Here is a 19,316-nt window from a genome sequence, read left to right on the forward strand (position 1 = left end):
AGCGACGAAAAAAGCCGCAGAAGCTTTCTGCAAAAACTCGCTGCCTTAACGGCAGGAGGTGTCGTGGCCAGCCAGGGAGGCTTTGCCATGAACGCTAAAAAAGAAGAAGATATGCCACCAGTTGTAAAGAGTGTACGCGCCTTGGGATTCCAATGGCAGACACAAGATCCGTTCTTGTTTTGCGTGCATCACGAGGACTTTTTTCCTGAAGGTAATTCTGAAATGGGCCCGGAGAAAAGCCTGTTGCAGGGACGAAATATTGGATCGGATTTCTTGGTGAAAGACGGTTTCCGCATGTACCACGGCACTAGTGTTCCTGGATTCCCGGGACATCCCCATCGAGGATTTGAAACGGTTACTGTGGTCCGTGAGGGCTATGTAGATCACAGCGATTCCCAAGGAGCCGCTGGACGCTATGGAAATGGCGACGTTCAGTGGATGACCGCCGGCAGTGGACTCCAGCACGCCGAGATGTTTCCATTGATTCATCCGGACAAGAAAAACACCATGGAGCTCTTCCAAATCTGGCTGAACTTGCCACGCAAGGACAAGATGGTGGATCCGCACTTTAAGATGTTGTGGGCGGAGCAAATCCCAGACATTGACCACGTGGACAGTGCAGGCAAGAAAACGCGAATCGAAGTATTGGCAGGAGCCATAGGTCCCAATACAGCTCCTTCCCCACCCCCGAATAGCTGGGCTGCACAGCCGGAGCATGAAGTGGGCATCTGGAATATTCGCATGGAGCCCGGAGCGGAGTATTTGCTGCCTGCGGCAGGATCAGGCGTGAACCGCACCTTATACTTCTACAAAGGAGATGAACTATTGGTGCACGACACCACTGTTCCGCACTATCATGCCGTAGACGTTCAAGGAGACATGGCACTATCGCTTAAAGCAGGCGAAGGAAAAGAGACACGAATCTTAGTCTTGCAAGGACGGCCAATCAGCGAGCCTGTGGTGCAACACGGACCCTTCGTAATGAATACCCGTCAAGAAGTACAGCAGGCCTACAATGACTTCCAACGCACCCGTTTTGGCGGATGGCCATGGAATCGAATTGACCCGGTTCACGATCGCAACTTGGGACGATTCGCCAGACATGCGGACGGAAGAGAAGAATATCCGGGTTAATAGACCCGTGTTGATTTAGATGCAATAGAGCTCTGGCGCCTTCCCGTGGGCCAGGGCTCTTTTGTGTTTCCGAGGTAGAAGAACCCGAGAAGACGGTCATCGGGCCGTAGGCCAAAATCCTCTTTCATCTGATCTTCCAGCTTCAAGCCACCCGAATTCCAGTACCCTGCCACTCCAAAGGCGTTGGCGGCAAGCCACAAGTTCTGCACGGCGCAGGCGGTGGCCATCACTTCCTCCTCTGCCGGAATCTTGGGGTTGTCTCCGCGCTGCATCGCAATGGCAATAAGATGGCTGGTTCGAGCAAGCCGCTCACGGAGCTTTTGGGCCGATGGCTCGGGAACTTCCGCCCCGCTTTTTTCAGCCATCGCTTCGAGGATACGATCGCCAAACTCACGCAAACCTTCGCCCTTGAAGACGAAGAATCGCCAAGGCTCGGTATAGCCATGTGTCGGTGCCCAGTTGGCCGCTTCGAGGATTTGATCAATAATTTCTTCAGGGATGGTGGTGCCGTCAAACTGTTCCGGCTTAATGGTGCGTCGGTGGGCGATCAATTCAAGCGCCTGTAATCCGAGCTGTTCATTGTAAGACATGTTCTAATATGTGTTCTGCGGTTTCTTCACGCGTGGCCGAACCCGTTTCCAGGGTCCAGTCCGCTTGGGTGTAGTAACGCTCTCTTTCGCGCAAAAGATCACGAAAGCGAGATTCCCAGTCATCCCCTTTGGCAATCAAGGGTCTGGAAGCCCTTTGCTGCATCAATCGATCGATCAATACTTCGGGTTCCGCCTTTAAATAAATCGTGAAGAAATGCTCTTTGAGTATGGCCCACCGTTCTGGTGCGCAAGGTGCTCCACCTCCGAGAGACAGAATCAGTGGGCTTTGCTCGGTCCACAGCCGAATGTGTTCTTCTTCCAGGTGTCGGAAGTAGGCCTCACCTTTTTCGGCAAAGATCTCGCGAATACTCATGCCTTCGTGCTTTTCAATCCACAAGTCCAAATCCACCCAAGGCCAGCCGAGGCGTTCCGCCATCAAGTGACCGATGGTGCTCTTTCCGCAGCCCATAGGGCCAATCAAAGCAATTGGTTTGCGCTCTTCCATTCTTTAAAGTTAGTTTTTTTCCATGCCCATTAAACCATTGAACGCGAGGTGTATCTGAATAAAAAACCTGTAGTCATGAAAACGAAATCTTTTAAACTCCTTGTCTCCTCCTTTGCCCTACTCGCTTTTATAGCTTGTGATAAAGATGACGACAACACAGACAATACCGGCGACAACATGGAACTCCATGCCGCCTTCGCTGAATTTGACAGCGAGAACTTCAACATCTACATCAACGACGATGAAGTGGTACTGGAAACCACCGGATTACCCAACCACACTTCTCCATACTGGTCGGCCGGTCACCCTTTAGACATTGAACCTACGGTGACCTCCTACGCTCAGATGGCCCCAGGAGACATTGATCAATTCAACGGCTCCTACACCTTGCGGGTTCCCATCACCCCAGCATTGGCCAATAGTTCTTCGGCAACGGGACTGGGTGCCATTGGCTTTGCCGTCAGCGGTAGCGTGATCTACAACGACCAAGAAGGACCTAATGTTCCTTTGGACAATGCCGCACCATCTTTGGATTATACCGGAGCGCACACGGGACCTCAAAGCTATCACTACCACCTGGAGCCTAAGGCTTGGTCGGATGATGATGACGCGCTCATTGGAATCATTTCAGACGGTTTTTTCCTCTACGGAAGAAAATGTGCTTCTACCGGAGATTACCCTACCGATCTGGATGTTTCTGGAGGTCATATGGCGACCACGCAGCATACGGATGATGCGGAATACCACTACCACATCATGAATGAGCTGTACCTCAATCAGTACTACATTCTCTTCCCAGAGGATTACCAAGGAAGCCCTAATGCCATTCAGTAAACTCATAGTAGTCCTAATTTGTCTTTCGCTTTGGGCCTGCGGCCCGATGGAAGATCCATCCAGCTCCAAAAAGCAAGCAAGCGACATTCGACTACCCAAACATTCCATCTCTCTGATACCCGAACAAGGCCTGGTCTTCTTCGGGGATCAGATTTTCACGGGTACTGCCTATGAACGCTATCCCGATGGAATTCGGGCCGAAGAAGAGCAGTACGTTCACGGCGTTCGTCACGGGACCTGGAAGAAGTGGTTTCCTGACGGCACCTTGAGTTACGAGGCGCACTATGTTGACGGAAAGCTTCACGGAGAAGTCAAGTCCTGGTGGGCCAATGGAAATTTGCGTTCCCAAAGCCACTATAAAGACGGTATCCCCCATGGCACGCAGCTTCAATGGTACACCAGCGGAGCGCTCTTAAAGCGACGCACACTGAATGAAGGGCTTGAAGAAGGCCTTCAGCAGTCTTGGAGAGAAAATGGAAAGATCTACAACAACTACGAAGCAAAAAACGGAAGAATCTTTGGCCTGAAACGGGCCAATCTATGTTACGAACTCAAAGATGAGAAAGTCCAATTTGCATCTGAATAAGTCTTATTTACTAGGCCTAGGCTTCCTTTGGATCCTGAGCGCATGTGCGCCCTCTGGAGAAAAGACAAGTCGTGTGGATCAATTGCCCTTCTACAATGAAGCTACCTTCACCCCACACTGGTTGAGCCCTTCAAGCGCAGCCTTGGATACCTTTCATAAGATTGCTCCTTTTTCCTTTACGGATCAAAATGGTCTTGTGGTGAACGAAGAAACTGTCGAGGGAAAAATCTATGTAACCGATTTCTTCTTCACGACATGTCCGGGGATATGTCCAAAAATGACGGCCAACATGACCCTGGTTCAAGAGGCCTTCCTCGATGATCCCAACGTGCTTATCCTATCTCATTCGGTCACTCCGAATAAAGACAGCACTGAAGTCCTCGCCGCCTACGCGTCTGAACATGGCGTACAATCCAACAAGTGGCTCTTGTTGACCGGAGACCGTCAAGAGATTTACACCATGGGGCGCGAACAGTACTTCGTAGAAGAAGATTTAGGCCTCGAGCGCAGTCCAAACGAATTTCTTCACACGGAAAATTTTGTCCTTATCGATCAGAACAGACATATCCGAGGAATTTACAATGGCCTGAATAAAGGCTCTGTGCAACAGTTGATCGCTGACATCCGCACACTAAAGGCAAATGGTTGAGTCAAAAATCAGTCGTTTGATTCTTGCGAACAAAAAACTCAAAGCGCTCGTTTGTCACAAAGAATATTCGTTTTATATTTGCACTCCCAAATCGGGAATGACTCGGTAGCTCAGCTGGTAGAGCAACGCCCTTTTAAGGCGTGGGTCCTGGGTTCGAGCCCCAGCCGGGTCACAAAGAGGGTTGTCGTAGGCAGCCCTTTTTTGTTGAAGGTTTAATTACCTTTGAATTGCCAGCCCACGTGGTGGAATTGGTAGACACGCCATCTTGAGGGGGTGGTGTCCCTAGGACGTGCTGGTTCGAATCCAGTCGTGGGCACAAGAAGCTCTGAGCGCCGCTCGGGGCTTTTTTTTAGCTTAGTACTCTATGCGCATCGACATCATCACTGTATTGCCCGAGCTCTTGCACAGCCCTTTTGCGGCGAGCATCCTCAAGCGCGCTCAAGACAAAGGCCTGGTCGAAGTACACCTCCACGACCTCCGTCAATTCGGGCACGGCAAGCATCAACAAGTCGATGACTACCAGTACGGAGGAGGCGCTGGGATGGTACTGATGATCGAGCCCATTGCCGCTTGTATTGAGGCCCTACGGGCCGATCGTTCCTACGACGAGATCATTTACATGACTCCAGACGGCTCCACGCTCAATCAAGGAATCGCCAATGAGATCTCCCTTAAAAAGAACATCATTATCCTTTGCGGTCATTACAAAGGCGTGGATCAACGCGTCCGCGATCTCTTTGTGACGCGTGAAGTTTCCATTGGCGACTATGTACTTTCCGGCGGAGAATTGGCTGCTGCCGTCTTGGCTGACAGCATAATTCGCCTACTTCCAGGAGTGCTCAACGATGAAACCAGCGCGTTGAGCGACACTTTTCAAGACGACATGCTAGCCCCGCCTGTCTACACCAGACCCCCTGAATATCAAGGAAGTAAAGTGCCGGACATCCTCTTGAGCGGGGACCATAAAGGAGTGGATCGCTGGCGACAAGAGCAAGCCGAAGAGCGCACACAAAACCTCCGGCCGGATTTGTGGAAAAAAGGGCATAGCGAATAGCTCAATTCCTAAATATTTCGTAATATTGCGCCCTGTTTCAGGACACCATAAAAGAGTGACAGACATGGATTTAGTGCAGTACGTCAACGACGAATTAGTAGCCAAAAACGATATCCCTGATTTCGGTGCAGGAGATACCATTACCGTATATTACACCATCCGCGAGGGTAACAAAACACGTACACAGTTTTTCCGTGGTACTGTGATCCAGCGTCGTGGTGAGAAAGCAACCGAAACATTCACTATCCGCAAAATGAGCGGAAACGTGGGAGTTGAGCGTGTTATCCCAATCAATTCACCAGCGATTGAGAAAATCGAGGTAAACAAGCGTGGAGTTGTGCGTCGTGCGCGAATCTTCTACTTGCGTGAATTGACTGGTAAGAAAGCTCGTATCAAAGAGCGTCGTCGTTAAGCGACCGACCAAAAGGTTTGAAGAAGCCATCCGGAAACGGGTGGCTTTTTTTTGCGCTCAGAAATTCAGAATCCGGAATACCGTCCGACGATTCTGAGCCCGGCCATTCTCCGAATTATTGTCGGCAACGGGCCGCGTAGATCCAAAGCCTTTGTAGTCCAAGCGAACAGCGGGGATGCCTTGCTCGATGAGCTCTAAATAGACCGCCTCTGCCCTATTCTTGGACAAGACCATGTTGTCGGAGCTGTTTCCCACATTGTCCGTGTGTCCTTCAATACTGACGTGTACCGTTGGGTTTTCCTTGAGGAACTCGGCGAACTCATCGACTATGAGTCGACTGCGGTGGCCTAATTCGAAGCTACTGGTGGCAAAGGTGATGTCCTTGATCTCGTAGGTCCCGCCCACTTCAATCGGCTTGATGTCCATGTTGACTTCCTCAATCTCTTCGAGCTTTTCGTCGGAGGCGAGTAGCTCGCTTTGGAAGGCATAACCTTCCTTTTTCACGGTCATGATCAGATCTTCGTCTGCTGGTCTACGAACCACAGCGGCATAGCGCCCATCGGCATCGGTTTTGAACGTTTGGATTTCCTTCGTCTCAAGGTTCTTAATTTCAATTCGGGCCTCCCGTACGGGTTCGCTGAACTCATCACTGAGGTTTCCGCGGAGTAGAACGACTTTGTCCGGACGAGCTTCCCGAGGCATGTCAAAGCTGTAGATGTCCCAACCGCCCATGCTTTTAAGCTCGTTCGAGGCAAAATAGGCTGTTCCGCCATCCAGACTGACGAAAAGACCAACTTCGTCTCCTTCCGTATTAATGGGGTAGCCGATGTTTTTGGGTCTTCCCCAGCCCTCGGTCATTTCCTGACTGTAGAAAATGTCAAATCCACCAAATCCCAAATGACCTTCGGAAGCAAAGTAGAGGGTTCGGCTATCACTATGGATGAAAGGGGACTTTTCATCTCCAGGAGTATTGACATCAGAACCTACATTGACGGGTGACCCCCATGTTCCGTCTTCTTGCCGATTAGAGCGCCACAGGTCAAGTCCGCCTAGTCCTCCCCCGCGGCTACTGGTGAAATAAAGCACATCTCCGTTGGCGGAAACGCTCGGTTGAGAATCCCAGGCATCGGGTAGGTTGAGGTTCTCTACAGGTCTGATTTCGGTCCAGAAGCCATCGTCCCGTAGGGAATAATAAATATCACAATTGATTTGCCCTCGGCTGTTCGGCGCACATACAGTGAAGTACAATTCATTGTTGTTGGCCGTCACGGAAGGTCCGCCCTCATTGTCCCCTTGATTGAACGGGTAAGGCAGGGTTTCTCCCGGTTGCCAGCGGCCTCCATCATTGATAGCCCGCGTAAACTCCTCCACAAAGGTGGCCGTGAGCATGGTCTTTTCCTTCTTTTGATAGCGACGGGTATAGTAGGCCTGACTCCCATCCGGACTGATGATGGCCAAGTACTCGTCTCCGGTGGTACTCAATCCAGGTACGGATTGCGGGTTATAGGGAACCGGATTATTCATCAAGTGGGCCAAGGTCTTGGTGCTGCCAAGGAGCTCGACGGTTTCGTCGCGATCCGCTTTGTACTCGAAGTCGAGCTTGAGGGCCTTTTCAAAGTAGCGCTCCGCCAGCGGGTAGTCGTAATTCTGCAGGGCAAAGAGTCCTAAGTGATGGTAGGCCTCTCCTGCGATATCCGGGCAGTCTTCAATGGCCAGCTCAAGGTGTTGGCGGGAAATGTTGTATTTCTTTTGCCTCCAACTGATCTCGCCCAAGTAAAATCGCGCTTGCGGATAGAACTCTTCCTTTTGAAGGGCTTCCAAGAATAGTGTTTGCGCCGCCATAGGATGTCCTCCGATCAATTCGGCCAGTCCTTCTTCGAAGAGCTTCTCTGCCTTTTTGCTGACTTCGTAGTCACAATCCAGCTCTGGTTGCGCCCAAAGCGCGGCTGGAATCAAGAGCAACAGGATGGAAATTCGTTTCAACACGATAAATAAACGTTGTAGAATGGAAATTCTTCTGCTTAGGACAACTCGCCTTCCGTAGAAGCAATGATGGTGCTGACGGTAGCGTCACCGGTTACATTCACCACCGTTCGGCACATATCGAGGATACGGTCGACCGGGAAGATGATGGCAATCCAAGCTGGGTTCAGTCCTACGGACTCCAGCACAATGATGAGCATGACTAATCCGGCAGACGGTACAGCGGCAGATCCGATGGAAGCCAAGGTCGCCGTGAGCACAATGGTGAGCTGTTGGGCCACTGAGAGGTCCACCATGTGGAACTGAGCCAAGAAAATGACCGCAACGGCTTGATACAAGGAAGTACCGTCCATATTGACCGTAGCACCGATGGGCAATACAAAGCTGGTAATGCGCTCATTGACCCCTAAGTTATCCTGTACGCACTCCATGGTTACAGGAAGTGTTGCCGCACTCGAACTTGTGGAGAAGGCCAGCATTTGAGCAGCGCCTATGGCATTAAAGAATTCGCGGTAGCTCTTGCGCTTAACGATGACCACCATGATAAAGGGATAGACCACGAAGATCATAAGGGCCAAGCCCAGCACAACGGTCAGGCTGTACCAGCCCAAGCCTTTGAAGATTTCAATGACGCTACCAAGGTCGTCACCTGCCATTTCGCTCAAAGTCCCGGCGAGCAGAGCGAAGACGAAAAAGGGTGCTCCCTTCATGACGATGTCCACCATTTTCAGGAATACTTCATTGGTTCCATTGATGAAATCGATGACGGGTTTGGCCTGATGCGGTGGCACGTAAAGTAAGGTGACGCCAAAGAAAATGGCAAAAAAGATGACTTGGAGCATGAGTCCGTTGTCGTTCAGGGAAAAGAAAATGTTGTTGGGCACCATGTCGACAACGAACTGGAGAGGTCCGGCATCCTTGGTCTGTTTGGCACTTTCCATCTTACTTTGGACGGTGGCGTTATTGGCTAGGGCGAGCTCTTCGGCCCGTAGGGCCTCTTTCTCTTCCTCTCCGAGGTTAGCCAAAAGGTTGACGTCGTCCAGCTTTTCTACCCCGGGCGTTTCGGCGACCCAGAGCTCATAGCGAACGCGGTTACTGCGACGCTGGCTTTCATCGACCAGTGTACCGGGCTTGAAGGTATTGACCAAGGTGAGGCCAATGGAAATCGCAAAAACGGTTGTGATCAAATAGGCAACAAGGGTTTTGAAGCCCATTCGCCCTAAAGAGGAAGTATCGCTGAGTCCGCTGATCCCGCTGATGATGCTGAAAAGCACGAGGGGAACGGCTATTAATTTGAGCAGGTTGATGAAGATGACGCCAAAGGGGTCGATCCAGTTGAGGGTAAATTCACTCCACCCCAAGGTACTGGACAAAATGGCCCAGAGGATACCGGCCACCAGACCGATAATGATTTGCCAATGCAAGGCTAACTTGCTCATATTCTGCTGCTTCTATTCAATAAAAAATGATCGGCCACGGTCAACGCGGCCATAGCTTCAACGATGGGGACTGCACGAGGAACCACGCAGGCATCGTGCCGTCCTTTGCCTTTAACCGTCACCTCCTCTCCTTCGCTATTGATACTCGATTGATCGCGCATCAAAGTAGCCACTGGTTTAAAAGCCACACGGAAATAGATGTCCATTCCATTGCTGATGCCTCCCTGTACTCCTCCGGAGAAGTTGGTTTCCGTGGATCCGTCGGGATTAAAACGATCGTTGTGGGCACTTCCACGCATTTTGGCCGAAGCAAATCCGCTTCCGAATTCGAATCCCTTGACCGCATTGATGCTCATCATGGCTTTGGCCAAGTCCGCGTGAAGCTTGTCAAAGACAGGAGCTCCAAGGCCCACAGGTAGTCCGCGAATGACCCCAGTTACAATGCCACCAATGGTATCCCCTTCCTTGCGAACGGCCTTAATGTGCTGAGCCATTTGATCCGCCACAGCTTCATCTGGACAACGGACATCGTTGTCGAAGCGACGGTTTAGGTCGAGGTTTTCATACCCTGCTTCCAAGGAGATCTCGCCTGCCGCACTCACGTAGGCGGCAATTTCTACATCGGGGAGAATTTGAGCGGCCAATGCCCCTCCCACCACACGGCATGCTGTTTCTCGGGCCGAGGATCGTCCTCCTCCGCGATGATCGCGATGCCCATACTTCTCTTGGTAGGTAAAGTCTGCATGGGATGGGCGATATACTTCTTTGAGGTGGCTGTAGTCCTTGGACTTTGCATCTTCGTTGCGAATGATGAATCCTATGGGAGTCCCTGTAGAACGTCCATCGTAGATTCCGGACAAAAACTCTACAGTATCGCTTTCCTTGCGCTGAGTGGTCAGTGCCGATTGCCCGGGTCTGCGTCGATCTAGTGCCAATTGAACGGCGTCTAGATCCAATTCGACGCCTGCAGGGAAGTTGTCGATCACCCCGCCGATGGCTACGCCATGGCTTTCGCCAAATGTGGATAAACGCAGGTGATGTCCGTAGGAATTTCCAGCCATAGAGGGCAAAGATAACTATCTTCGCTGCAAACCTATTGATACATGAAAACCCTCTTCACCAACATCCAATCCCTCTTGTTGACGGAAGAAGAACCAACTCGCTGGGTCGCGGGCCCAGACATGGCTACCCTACCCCATTTGAACGACGCCTGGCTGCTGATTGAAGACGATAAGATTGTGAGCTTCGGCGGTATGGACACCACGCCGGAGGGCGCAGATGAAACGGTGGATTGCACGGGTAAGATTGTGATGCCCGCTTGGTGCGACAGCCATACTCACCTGGTCTATGCCGGCAGTCGCGAGGGCGAGTTCGTGGACAAAATCAATGGACTGAGCTACGAGGAGATTGCTCGGCGTGGTGGTGGAATCCTCAATTCCGCTGCGCGTTTGCGCGACACCTCTGAAGACGAACTTTACGAACAAAGTGCTCGGCGCATGCGCGAACTCATCACCTTAGGAACTGGCGCGGTGGAAATCAAAAGCGGTTACGGGTTGAGTACCGAAAGCGAACTGAAGATGCTCCGCGTGGCCCGTCGTCTTCAGGCAGACTTCCCGATGGCCGTAAAAACGACCTTTTTGGGAGCCCATGCTTTCCCTGCAGAGTATCGAGACAACCACGAAGGGTACGTAGACCTCGTGATCAATGAAATGATTCCGGCGGTCGCCGAAGAAGGACTGGCTGACTACATTGACGTATTCTGCGATCGAGGATTCTTTACTCCAAATCAAACCGAGCGCATCCTTGCTGCCGGAGCTGAAGTGGGACTAGCCCCGAAAATTCACGCCAACGAATTGGACTTTAGTGGAGGAATTCAAGCTGGGGTCAAGCACGCGGCGCGCTCCGTGGACCATTTGGAATGTACGGGTGATGCAGAGATCGACGCCCTACTGAGCAGCGACACCATGGGGACCCTTCTTCCCGGAACGGCATTCTTTCTAGGCATCGAATATCCCCCGGCCCGAAAAATGATCAGTGCCGGTCTTCCGGTAGCCTTGGCCAGCGATTACAATCCAGGGTCTAGCCCCTCCGGCCGTATGGCCTTCATCCTGTCCTTGGCCTGCATCAAAATGAAGATGTTGCCCGAAGAGGCCATCCAAGCCGCAACCCTCAACGGGGCTTACGCCATGGGGCTTGAGGCGACGCACGGGAGCATCTGTCCGGGCAAGCAAGCCAACCTAATTGTCACGAAAACCGTGAGTAGTTATAGTTTCCTGCCGTATGCCTTCGGCACGAATTGGATCGAAGCCACCTACATCAACGGGGAACGCAATTACCATGACCTGGACTGACCACTGGAGACCGTTTACATCTGAAGACTGCGCCCGTTTGACCCATACCCGTGAAGGGGAAGTCAAGCTGGGACAACGGGTGTCTTGTGCCGATCAGGGACTTTTGGAGTCCTTAGAGGCCAGCGATGCACGTTATGTGCTCATCGGCCTCCCGGAAGACGTGGGTGTCCGTGCGAACGGAGGACGACCCGGTGCGGCGAGCGCTTGGGAGGTAAGTCTCCCCCATTTTCTAAACGTACAGAGCAACGAGTACCTGGATGGTGCTCAGGTGCTTGTCCTTGGGGCCCTGCGGGCCGATGATTGGCAAGCCGAAGCCCAGTCTGCTTCCCTCCCGCGATTGCGAGAAATGACCGCTGAGATTGACGAGGCCCTATGGCCACTGATCGAACGCATTGCCGCATTGGGAAAAACGGCCTTGGTCATTGGCGGTGGACACAACAACAGCTACGGCTGCTTGCGTGGGGTTTCACAGGCCATCGGACGGCCCGTACACTGCGTCAATATCGATCCGCACGCGGATTACCGCAGCTTGGAAGGAAGACACAGTGGAAATGGCTTTCGGTATGCCCGCGAAGAGGGATACTTGGACCGATACGCCGTATTTGGTCTACATGAGGGGTACAATTCAGCAGAAATGCTGTCGTTGATGAAAGAACCTAGTCATACGTGGTACAAGTCTTTTGAGCATTTGTCCTTTGGACATTTGCCCTACATCGATCATTGGGATGAGATCTGGACGCGCTTTGGTCGCGAAAAGGTCGGATTGGAGATCGATATGGACGGGGTTACCAATTTCCCATCCAGCGCGGATACCCCGAGCGGATGGAGCTTGAATGAAGTGCGTCAAATGATCGTGGCCCTGGGTCATCTCAAGGCGCATGTACCGTACCTGCATATAGCCGAAGCGGCGCCTTCATTGGTGCCTGGTTCGGACCGAACAGTGGGCCGCGCTTTAGCGCTTCTGCTCTGCGATTTCATTAAAAGCGGCGCTGGCCGGCATTAAGACGAATAGATTATCTTTGCGAATCACGAAAAAGTGGATATGATCACCGAAAAGAATTTACGCAACCTACTCTCCTCCCTTTTCCTATTGTTTTCCGCGGCGTCACTCATCGTGCCGCAGGCACAAAACTTTGATTTTCGCGGTGCACAGTTCACCTTCACTTGGAACGGAGGTAATGCAAGCCCGGTCTGTGGAGACAACGCTTTGACCTTTGATTACACGGGTTCCGTAGTGGTTGATTCACTTTTCTGGGACTTCGATGATGCTTTGGCAGGAACGGCCAGCAACGGATCAGGAACACCCATCAGCTATCAGTTTTTGAATGCGGGTACCTACGACGTTTCGGTGACTGGATTTGACGTAGCTGGGGTTGCTGTGGGCAATACCTCTAACTCCATTGACGTCGCACTAACGCCACCCACTGCAGTTTCAGCCCCGACGATCTGTACCAACGGAACTTTAGTTCTCGACGCCACTCAGCCTTTCAGCACCTATTCTTGGACGCCTGGAGGAAGTGTAGCCCCGACTTATACCGCTACAGCGGCGGATACGGTGGTCACTTGTGTGGTCACCAATATTTGCGGTTCGGGCACCTTGACCTTCAACCTACAGCACATCGATTCAGTCTTCGTTGACATATTGGACTTTGTCATCTGCCCTGGGGACATCATTCCTATTTTGGACGCTATTCAGCCGGCCAGCGCACAGCCTGTGAGTTACTTGTGGAGTAGTGGTTCTACTGCCGCAACAGACACCATCATTACTCAGGGAACCTACTGGGTGAGCATGACCAACCCGTGTGGTAGCTACGTCGATACCTTTATCGCGACCACGCCTCCGCCGTTGACGGTGGACGTGGGACCGGACACCTTGATTTGCCAGGGACAATCCTACACCATTACGGCAACAACCAATCAGCCCAACGTTCAGTTCCAATGGATGGGGAACCCGAACAACGGAGGAACCACCTTTACTGTGAATTCGGGAGGAACGTACTGGGTAGCCGCAACCAACGACTGCGAGTTCGTATACGACACCATTGTCATTTCTCAACCACAGTCCTTCATTCTTGATCTCGGGAACGATACCATCATCTGTAATGGCGATCAAATCGTACTCGATCCAGGACTTGGTGGTGCTCCCTACATCTACGATTGGGACGACGGTTCGAACGATAGTATCCGCGTGGTGACCACTGCAGGAACCTATTTTGTGGAAGTTATGGACAGCTGCTCTACGCAGTACGATACCATTGTGATTTCCACTCCACCAGCATTCACTTTTGATTTAGGGAACGACACTACATTCTGTGCAGCAGACAACATAGTTTTGGATCCCGGTTTGGTTGGACCTCAGTACAACTACGTATGGCAAGACGGTTCCACAACGGCTACCTACACAGTAACAGATGTCGGAACGTACTCCGTAACCGTTACGGATGAATGTGTCAGTGTCTCCGATGCCATAACCTTTACACCGTTTACGGGCTTTGAAGTCACCCTTGGAAACGACACCACTATTTGTGACGGACAGAGCTTCCAGCTTCAAGTGAGCTTCCCGAATTCGACCTACCTCTGGCAAGATGGAACAACAACACCGACGTATACCGTAACTGATCCGGGTGACTATTATGTCACCATCTTCAACGTGTGTGATACCGTGATGTCGGATACTTTGACTACGGAAGTAGATCCGTGCTCGTGCAATATGTACGTTCCCAATGCCTTTACTCCAAACGTAGATGGCAAGAACGAAATCTTCAGACCCGTAACAGACTTTACCAGTTGTGTGGTTCTGGAGTTCGAAATGCGCATCTTCAACCGTTGGGGACAGGAACTCTTCGTTTCGACCAGCATTGCAGATGGTTGGGATGGAACGTTTAACGGCGAGTACCTCATGGACAATGTCTATTTCTATGAGATCATCTACAGCGTCCGAAATCAAGGGGATACCCGCGTCAAGCAAGACCGACTGACCGGAAACCTCTTCATGATCCGATAGGCATGCCTTCGCCTCTGCAGCTGCGCGTTCGCCCCGAAGTGGCGGGCACCCCTGAATTGCTGGATGAGGCAGTTTCCGAAGCTTTGGGCCTACGGCCCGATGCCCCTCTTCCCCCATACCGCATCGATCGCAGATCCATCGACGCTCGTGGTCGATCCGTTTGGATCAACCTGCGCCTGGACGTATTTGAGCCTTCCGAAGAAATTCCGCGTCGATACCACGAGCCTGTTGCTCGCGATGTCCAATACGCTCCAGAAGTCATCATCATCGGTGCTGGCCCTGCGGGACTTTTCGCGGCCCTCGAACTTATAGAACTGGGTTTAAGGCCAATCATCCTGGAGCGCGGAAAGAACGTTCGCGCCCGTCGCCGCGATCTCGCTGCCCTGAATAAGGAACACATCGTTGATCCCGACTCCAACTACTGTTTCGGAGAAGGTGGTGCTGGAACCTACAGCGATGGTAAGCTGTACACACGTTCCAAGAAACGCGGGCACATCTCCAAGGTCTTAGAACTCTTGGTAGCCTTTGGAGCCCCTGAGGACATCCTAGTCGATGCCCACCCTCATATTGGGACCAATAAGCTTCCGCAAGTAATCACGGCCATTCGCGAGTTCATCGAATCATGCGGTGGCGAAGTGCGTTTCGAAACCCGGGTCACAGAATTCCTGGTCAAGAACGGTGCGTGCACCGGTGTTCGCGATCAATCGGGCACATCACACACCGGGATCGCATCCATTCTCGCTACAGGCCACAGCGCTCGCGATATATTCAAGCAACTGCACCATCAAGGCATTCTGGTCGAATTAAAACCCTTTGCTCTTGGCGTACGGGTCGAGCACCCACAAGCACAAATCGACTCCATTCAATACCACTGCAAAACCCGCTCACCTTATCTTCCCCCATCTTCCTACGGACTGGTTCATCAAGTTCGCGAAAGAGGTGTTTACAGCTTCTGCATGTGCCCAGGAGGCATTATTGCGCCCTGCGCTACCGCGCCGGGAGAAGTAGTCACGAACGGTTGGTCCCCTTCCAAACGAAACAATCCCTATGCCAACAGCGGTATTGTCGTAGAGCTTCAAGCGTCGGATTTTGCCGCCTACGAATCTGAGGGTCCCCTCGCCGCCTTGGCTTTTCAGGCCTCTGTAGAGCAAAAATGCTGGGAAGCGGCCGGTCAAACCCAAGCTGTTCCAGCACAGCGACTCACCGACTTTGTTAACAAAAGGCGGTCTACGACCGTGGCGCCTTCCTCCTACCAACCGGGCGTTACACCGACAGAAATCAATGAATTATTGCCACCCGATGTCGCGGCCCGATTAAGGGGCGGATTCACGGCCTTTGGAAAAAAGATGCGCGGATACCTTACCGCCGATGCAGTCGTACACGCAACGGAGTCCCGCACCAGTTCCCCAGTCCGCATTCCGCGTGATCGTGAAACCTTGGAACACCCTCAGATTTCAGGGCTTTATCCTTGCGGTGAAGGAGGTGGATACGCTGGAGGAATTGTCTCAGCCGCCATGGACGGTCAAAAAGTGGCCACAGCCATCGCCGCCGCGGTAGTGAAATGATTATCTTGGAGTAAAATCTACTCCAATGAAGAAACTACTGCTCCTAGCACTCCTGCTCCCCATCTCCTTGTGGGCGCAAAAAGAAGAACACAAAGCCATTAAAGCCGTCATTGAGTCCGCATACCTCGAGGGTATCACTAACGAAGGGAATGCCGAGAAAATTGATGCGGGATTCCATCCTGGGTTCAATATTCTTGGTTACAACACGGATAATGGACGCATTTGGGAATATCCCATCTACTACTGGAAGCAATCGGCCCTTACGCGTGCCAATGATCCTGAACAGGCCGATCGTGAGCCCGTGCGCTTCGAATACCCCTACATCGATGTCACGGGACATGTAGGCATGGCCAAGATTGACTACTTCCGCGGAGACAAGCTCCTCTACACCGATTACCTAAGCCTTTACAAAGTAGAAGGCGAATGGAAAATTGTATCCAAAGTATTCTACCCTCACCCTGACGAAGACAGCGAAGAATGACACCAGAAGAAGGAAAAAACATCATCTCCAAAGGGATTGAGGGCCTAAGGTCCATTGACCCCAATACACCTCCCGCCTTCGGCGTCATGACTTCTGTGGACATGATCCGACACCTTATGGGGAGTCTGGCCCTCACCTTTTACGAAAAGCCCGTAGAACTTGAGATCCCGAAGGATAAGGTCGGCAAGGCTCAAGCCTTCTTGGCCGGACCCCACATGATTCGGCCCGGAGCCACCAAACCGGTGTTCTACGAAGAGTTAAGCCCATCCGTCGATGAAGGAGAATTCTCGGAATGGGTGGATCGATTAGAGGCCCAGTATGCTAGAACTCTGGACTACGTCTCGAGTGCTCCAGAGGATTGGCAACATGCCCATCCTAAGTTTGGCACCCTGGATAAAGACCAATGGTGGCTGTTTCAAGGCAAACATTTCTACCACCATTTAAGTCAGTTCGGTGTTTTTCCGCGTTTAACTATCTGGGAAGGTTTACCCGATTGATATGACGCAAAAGCCCCGCATACGGATTCAGTGGGGTCGTTTTTTTCCGATCCAGCTGCTGGCACTTCATTTCAAGAGAAGCCTTATTCTTCTCTTGTTCTGGATATTGCTGTTCGGTTTTGTCACAAAACTTTTCGCCCAGTCGTACGGCATTCCACTCCTGTTCCTTGCTCCAGAGTATATGGGAACAGTGGGCTGGTTGTCCTTTTTTCTGCTCGGCGTCTTTACGGGCCTGTTCTTTATGGCTTTCCATGTGAGCACGTATATCTACTACAGCCATAAATTCACTTTCCTAGCTACCCTTCAACAACCGCTGTACCGATTCAGCATCAACAATTCCCTGCTGCCCTTCTCCTTCTCTCTTGTGTATCTATACTTCAGCTACCAGTATCAGACAGGCGAGGAACAAATCGCGCCGTTGAAGGCGCTGCTCCATCTATTTGCTTGGATTTTCGGATCTGTGGTGAGTATTTCCATTACGTTCACCTACTTCTTCAACGCGAACCGAAACGTATTCCGCGGGCTTGAGCAGTCCTTGAACCGTCCGTTGAACCTTCTGGTCAAACGCGACCGAGATACCTCCAGTCTCTCCGAACACACCAAGACACAGTACTACCTCCGTAATTTCTTTACCCTGAGGATTGTGCGTTCCACAGACCACTACCCAAAGGGCACCCTCATACGGATCCTAGACAAGCATCACCGGAACGCCGCCTTGTTCATCTTGGTCATCTTTCTGGTCATTCTTGGCTTCGGCATCCTTCGTGAACAAGAATGGGCGAATATCCCAGCGGCGGGCAGCATTTTCCTACTTTTTACGATGTACCTCATGCTCACGGCAGTCTTACATTCCTGGTTTAGGAGCTGGTACGCCTTTGGTGTGGCCGTTGTGCTAATTTGTATACAGTGGTTATCACATTACCCGCTTTTCGAAAAAGTCAATCACGCTTTTGGCTTGGACTATAAAGCTGCCCCGGCTCCTTACCGATTCGAAGACTTAGTTCCCCTCACTACCGACAGTATCTACACCTATGATCGGAATCTAGAACTCCAAGCTCTTCAAGGCTGGCACGCTCAAACCAGGAAAACAAAGCCCAAACTCATCATTGTCAACACCTCAGGAGGAGGGCTTCGCTCAGCACTCTTCACCTTTGAGATGATGCATGTCCTAGACAGCGTAACGGAGGGTGCCTTTTTCAAACAAACAAGGCTTATTACCGGAGCATCGGGAGGAATGATGGGGGCTGCCTATTACCGGGGGCTCAAACACGAAGACTCCTTGGATTCCGTTTCCATAGATCTCCTTCAAGACTGCTTGAGCACGGACATGCTCAATCCAATTGTCTTTGGATTAGTCACCAACGACTTATTCTTCAATACGCTTCATTGGCGCACTGGCAATCAGCGCTACAACAAGGACCGCGGATATTCCTTCGAACAAGCCCTGCATCGCAATACCCTGGGCATTCTCGACGTGCCACTAAGCTATTACCGAAATCCGGAGCTAAGCGGTTCTATCCCTAAAATGGTCTTTTCACCCATTATCGTCAATGATGGTCGTCGCCTGAACATTTCGAGCAGCCCCACCTCCTATCTTTCTTTGGTGGGTCCGAACAACGAACGTCCTGAATACCATGACGGAATTGAGTTTAGCCGTTTCTTTGAGGCCCTACGGGCCGATAGCCTTCGCTTCTCAACAGCTATCCGCATGAGTGCTTCCTTTCCGTACATCACACCGCTCATCAACCTGCCAAGCAAGCCCGCTATGGAACTGATTGATGCAGGTGCTCGAGACAACAACGGATTTGAGCTTAGTATGCGGTACGCTTACCACTTCAACGAATGGCTCAATCGATTTACTTCAGGAATTGTCTTTGTGCGCCTACGGAGCGATGGCTTGAATGATGCCCGAATCCGGGATGAACATAAACGCGGTGTTTTCGAAAACCTCTTCAACCCTGTAAGCGGTGTGGTCAAAAGCTTCGACAACATGCAGGATTTCAATCAAAGTCAATTGTTGCTTCTTGCCGACGAATGGTGCAATGTCCCCATTGACGTCATTGAGTTCAATCTATTTGAGGAAGAAGAAGCGGTGAGCTTGAGTTGGCATCTTTCAACAAGTGAAAAAGCCCAAGTCCGATCCTCCATCTTCTCGGAAGCCAATTCAGCCAAAACGAAAGAGCTCATTCAACTATTGGATTGAACTGATACTCTATTTCTCAATTCGACAAC

Annotated in this window: 18 protein-coding genes and 2 tRNA genes; 15 read left to right on the forward strand and 5 right to left on the reverse strand. The window is 51.5% G+C overall.

The genetic code is table 11. The features are described 5' to 3' along the window. Window positions 1–111 precede the first annotated feature (111 nt). Entirely contained in the window at window positions 112–1,134 is a 1,023-nt protein-coding gene (locus tag HZ996_10260) for a pirin family protein (protein ID QTN40039.1), read from the forward strand. Here HZ996_10260 and HZ996_10265 read toward each other — a convergent pair. Next, entirely contained in the window at window positions 1,131–1,724 is a 594-nt protein-coding gene (locus HZ996_10265) for a nitroreductase (GenBank protein QTN39505.1), read from the reverse strand. The two genes, HZ996_10260 and HZ996_10265, sit on opposite strands and share 4 nt — an antisense overlap. Continuing rightward, window positions 1,711–2,229: a shikimate kinase gene (locus HZ996_10270; protein ID QTN39506.1), complete on the reverse strand. Its 519-nt coding sequence runs from the start codon at window positions 2,227–2,229 to the stop codon at window positions 1,711–1,713. The genes HZ996_10265 and HZ996_10270 overlap by 14 nt, the downstream gene beginning before the upstream one ends. Before the next feature lie 75 nt (window positions 2,230–2,304). Here HZ996_10270 and HZ996_10275 point away from each other — a divergent pair, with 75 nt between their 5' ends. The 7 genes from HZ996_10275 to rplS all read left to right on the forward strand — a co-directional run bounded on the left by HZ996_10275 (window position 2,305) and on the right by rplS (window position 5,764). Then, window positions 2,305–3,063, forward strand: coding sequence for a YHYH protein (locus HZ996_10275; protein ID QTN39507.1), 759 nt, complete (start codon window positions 2,305–2,307; stop codon window positions 3,061–3,063). Window positions 3,064–3,109: 46 nt separating this feature from the next. Further along, entirely contained in the window at window positions 3,110–3,649 is a 540-nt protein-coding gene (locus HZ996_10280) for a toxin-antitoxin system YwqK family antitoxin (protein QTN39508.1), read from the forward strand. After that, on the forward strand, window positions 3,621–4,298 hold the full coding sequence (locus HZ996_10285) for an SCO family protein (protein ID QTN39509.1): 678 nt from the start codon (window positions 3,621–3,623) through the stop codon (window positions 4,296–4,298). The genes HZ996_10280 and HZ996_10285 overlap by 29 nt, the downstream gene beginning before the upstream one ends. Before the next feature lie 99 nt (window positions 4,299–4,397). Further along, window positions 4,398–4,470, forward strand: a tRNA-Lys gene (locus tag HZ996_10290). Between the two features lie 61 nt (window positions 4,471–4,531). Then, window positions 4,532–4,614 (forward strand) — tRNA-Leu (locus HZ996_10295). Between the two features lie 48 nt (window positions 4,615–4,662). Further along, window positions 4,663–5,352: a tRNA (guanosine(37)-N1)-methyltransferase TrmD gene (gene trmD / locus HZ996_10300; GenBank protein QTN39510.1), complete on the forward strand. Its 690-nt coding sequence runs from the start codon at window positions 4,663–4,665 to the stop codon at window positions 5,350–5,352. Window positions 5,353–5,416: 64 nt separating this feature from the next. After that, window positions 5,417–5,764 carry a 50S ribosomal protein L19 gene (gene rplS, locus HZ996_10305; protein QTN39511.1) on the forward strand — a complete coding sequence of 116 codons (348 nt, stop codon included), beginning with the start codon at window positions 5,417–5,419 and terminating at the stop codon, window positions 5,762–5,764. Between the two features lie 57 nt (window positions 5,765–5,821). Here the strand turns inward: rplS and HZ996_10310 are convergent, their stop codons facing one another. From HZ996_10310 to aroC, 3 genes are read right to left on the reverse strand one after another with little or no spacing between them, the layout of a single operon-like run. Next, window positions 5,822–7,750 (reverse strand): PD40 domain-containing protein, encoded by a 1,929-nt coding sequence (locus HZ996_10310; GenBank protein QTN39512.1) that lies wholly within the window; start codon window positions 7,748–7,750, stop codon window positions 5,822–5,824. 35 nt (window positions 7,751–7,785) lie between these two features. Further along, window positions 7,786–9,186, reverse strand: coding sequence for a dicarboxylate/amino acid:cation symporter (locus HZ996_10315; GenBank protein QTN39513.1), 1,401 nt, complete (start codon window positions 9,184–9,186; stop codon window positions 7,786–7,788). Further along, entirely contained in the window at window positions 9,183–10,247 is a 1,065-nt protein-coding gene (aroC, locus tag HZ996_10320) for a chorismate synthase (GenBank protein QTN39514.1), read from the reverse strand. The genes HZ996_10315 and aroC overlap by 4 nt, the downstream gene beginning before the upstream one ends. 42 nt (window positions 10,248–10,289) lie before the next feature. Here aroC and HZ996_10325 point away from each other — a divergent pair, with 42 nt between their 5' ends. From HZ996_10325 to HZ996_10355, 7 genes are read left to right on the forward strand one after another with little or no spacing between them, the layout of a single operon-like run. Beyond that, window positions 10,290–11,537: an imidazolonepropionase gene (locus HZ996_10325; protein ID QTN39515.1), complete on the forward strand. Its 1,248-nt coding sequence runs from the start codon at window positions 10,290–10,292 to the stop codon at window positions 11,535–11,537. Next, window positions 11,524–12,540 carry a formimidoylglutamase gene (locus HZ996_10330; GenBank protein QTN39516.1) on the forward strand — a complete coding sequence of 339 codons (1,017 nt, stop codon included), beginning with the start codon at window positions 11,524–11,526 and terminating at the stop codon, window positions 12,538–12,540. The genes HZ996_10325 and HZ996_10330 overlap by 14 nt, the downstream gene beginning before the upstream one ends. Before the next feature lie 39 nt (window positions 12,541–12,579). Further along, a complete protein-coding gene (locus HZ996_10335; GenBank protein ID QTN39517.1) occupies window positions 12,580–14,541 on the forward strand; it encodes a gliding motility-associated C-terminal domain-containing protein in 1,962 nt (653 codons plus the stop codon). Window positions 14,542–14,543: 2 nt separating this feature from the next. Continuing rightward, window positions 14,544–16,106, forward strand: a complete 1,563-nt coding sequence (locus HZ996_10340; GenBank protein ID QTN39518.1) for an FAD-binding protein — start codon at window positions 14,544–14,546, stop codon at window positions 16,104–16,106. A 25-nt stretch (window positions 16,107–16,131) separates the two neighbouring features. Next, window positions 16,132–16,587: a nuclear transport factor 2 family protein gene (locus HZ996_10345; GenBank protein ID QTN39519.1), complete on the forward strand. Its 456-nt coding sequence runs from the start codon at window positions 16,132–16,134 to the stop codon at window positions 16,585–16,587. Next, window positions 16,584–17,084: a DUF1569 domain-containing protein gene (locus HZ996_10350; GenBank protein ID QTN39520.1), complete on the forward strand. Its 501-nt coding sequence runs from the start codon at window positions 16,584–16,586 to the stop codon at window positions 17,082–17,084. Before HZ996_10345 ends, HZ996_10350 begins: the two co-directional genes overlap by 4 nt. A gap of 1 nt (window position 17,085) precedes the next feature. Continuing rightward, window positions 17,086–19,287, forward strand: coding sequence for a patatin-like phospholipase family protein (locus tag HZ996_10355; GenBank protein ID QTN39521.1), 2,202 nt, complete (start codon window positions 17,086–17,088; stop codon window positions 19,285–19,287). Window positions 19,288–19,316 lie beyond the last annotated feature (29 nt).

The organism is Cryomorphaceae bacterium, assembly GCA_017798125.1.
GTDB lineage: Bacteria > Bacteroidota > Bacteroidia > Flavobacteriales > ECT2AJA-044 > ECT2AJA-044.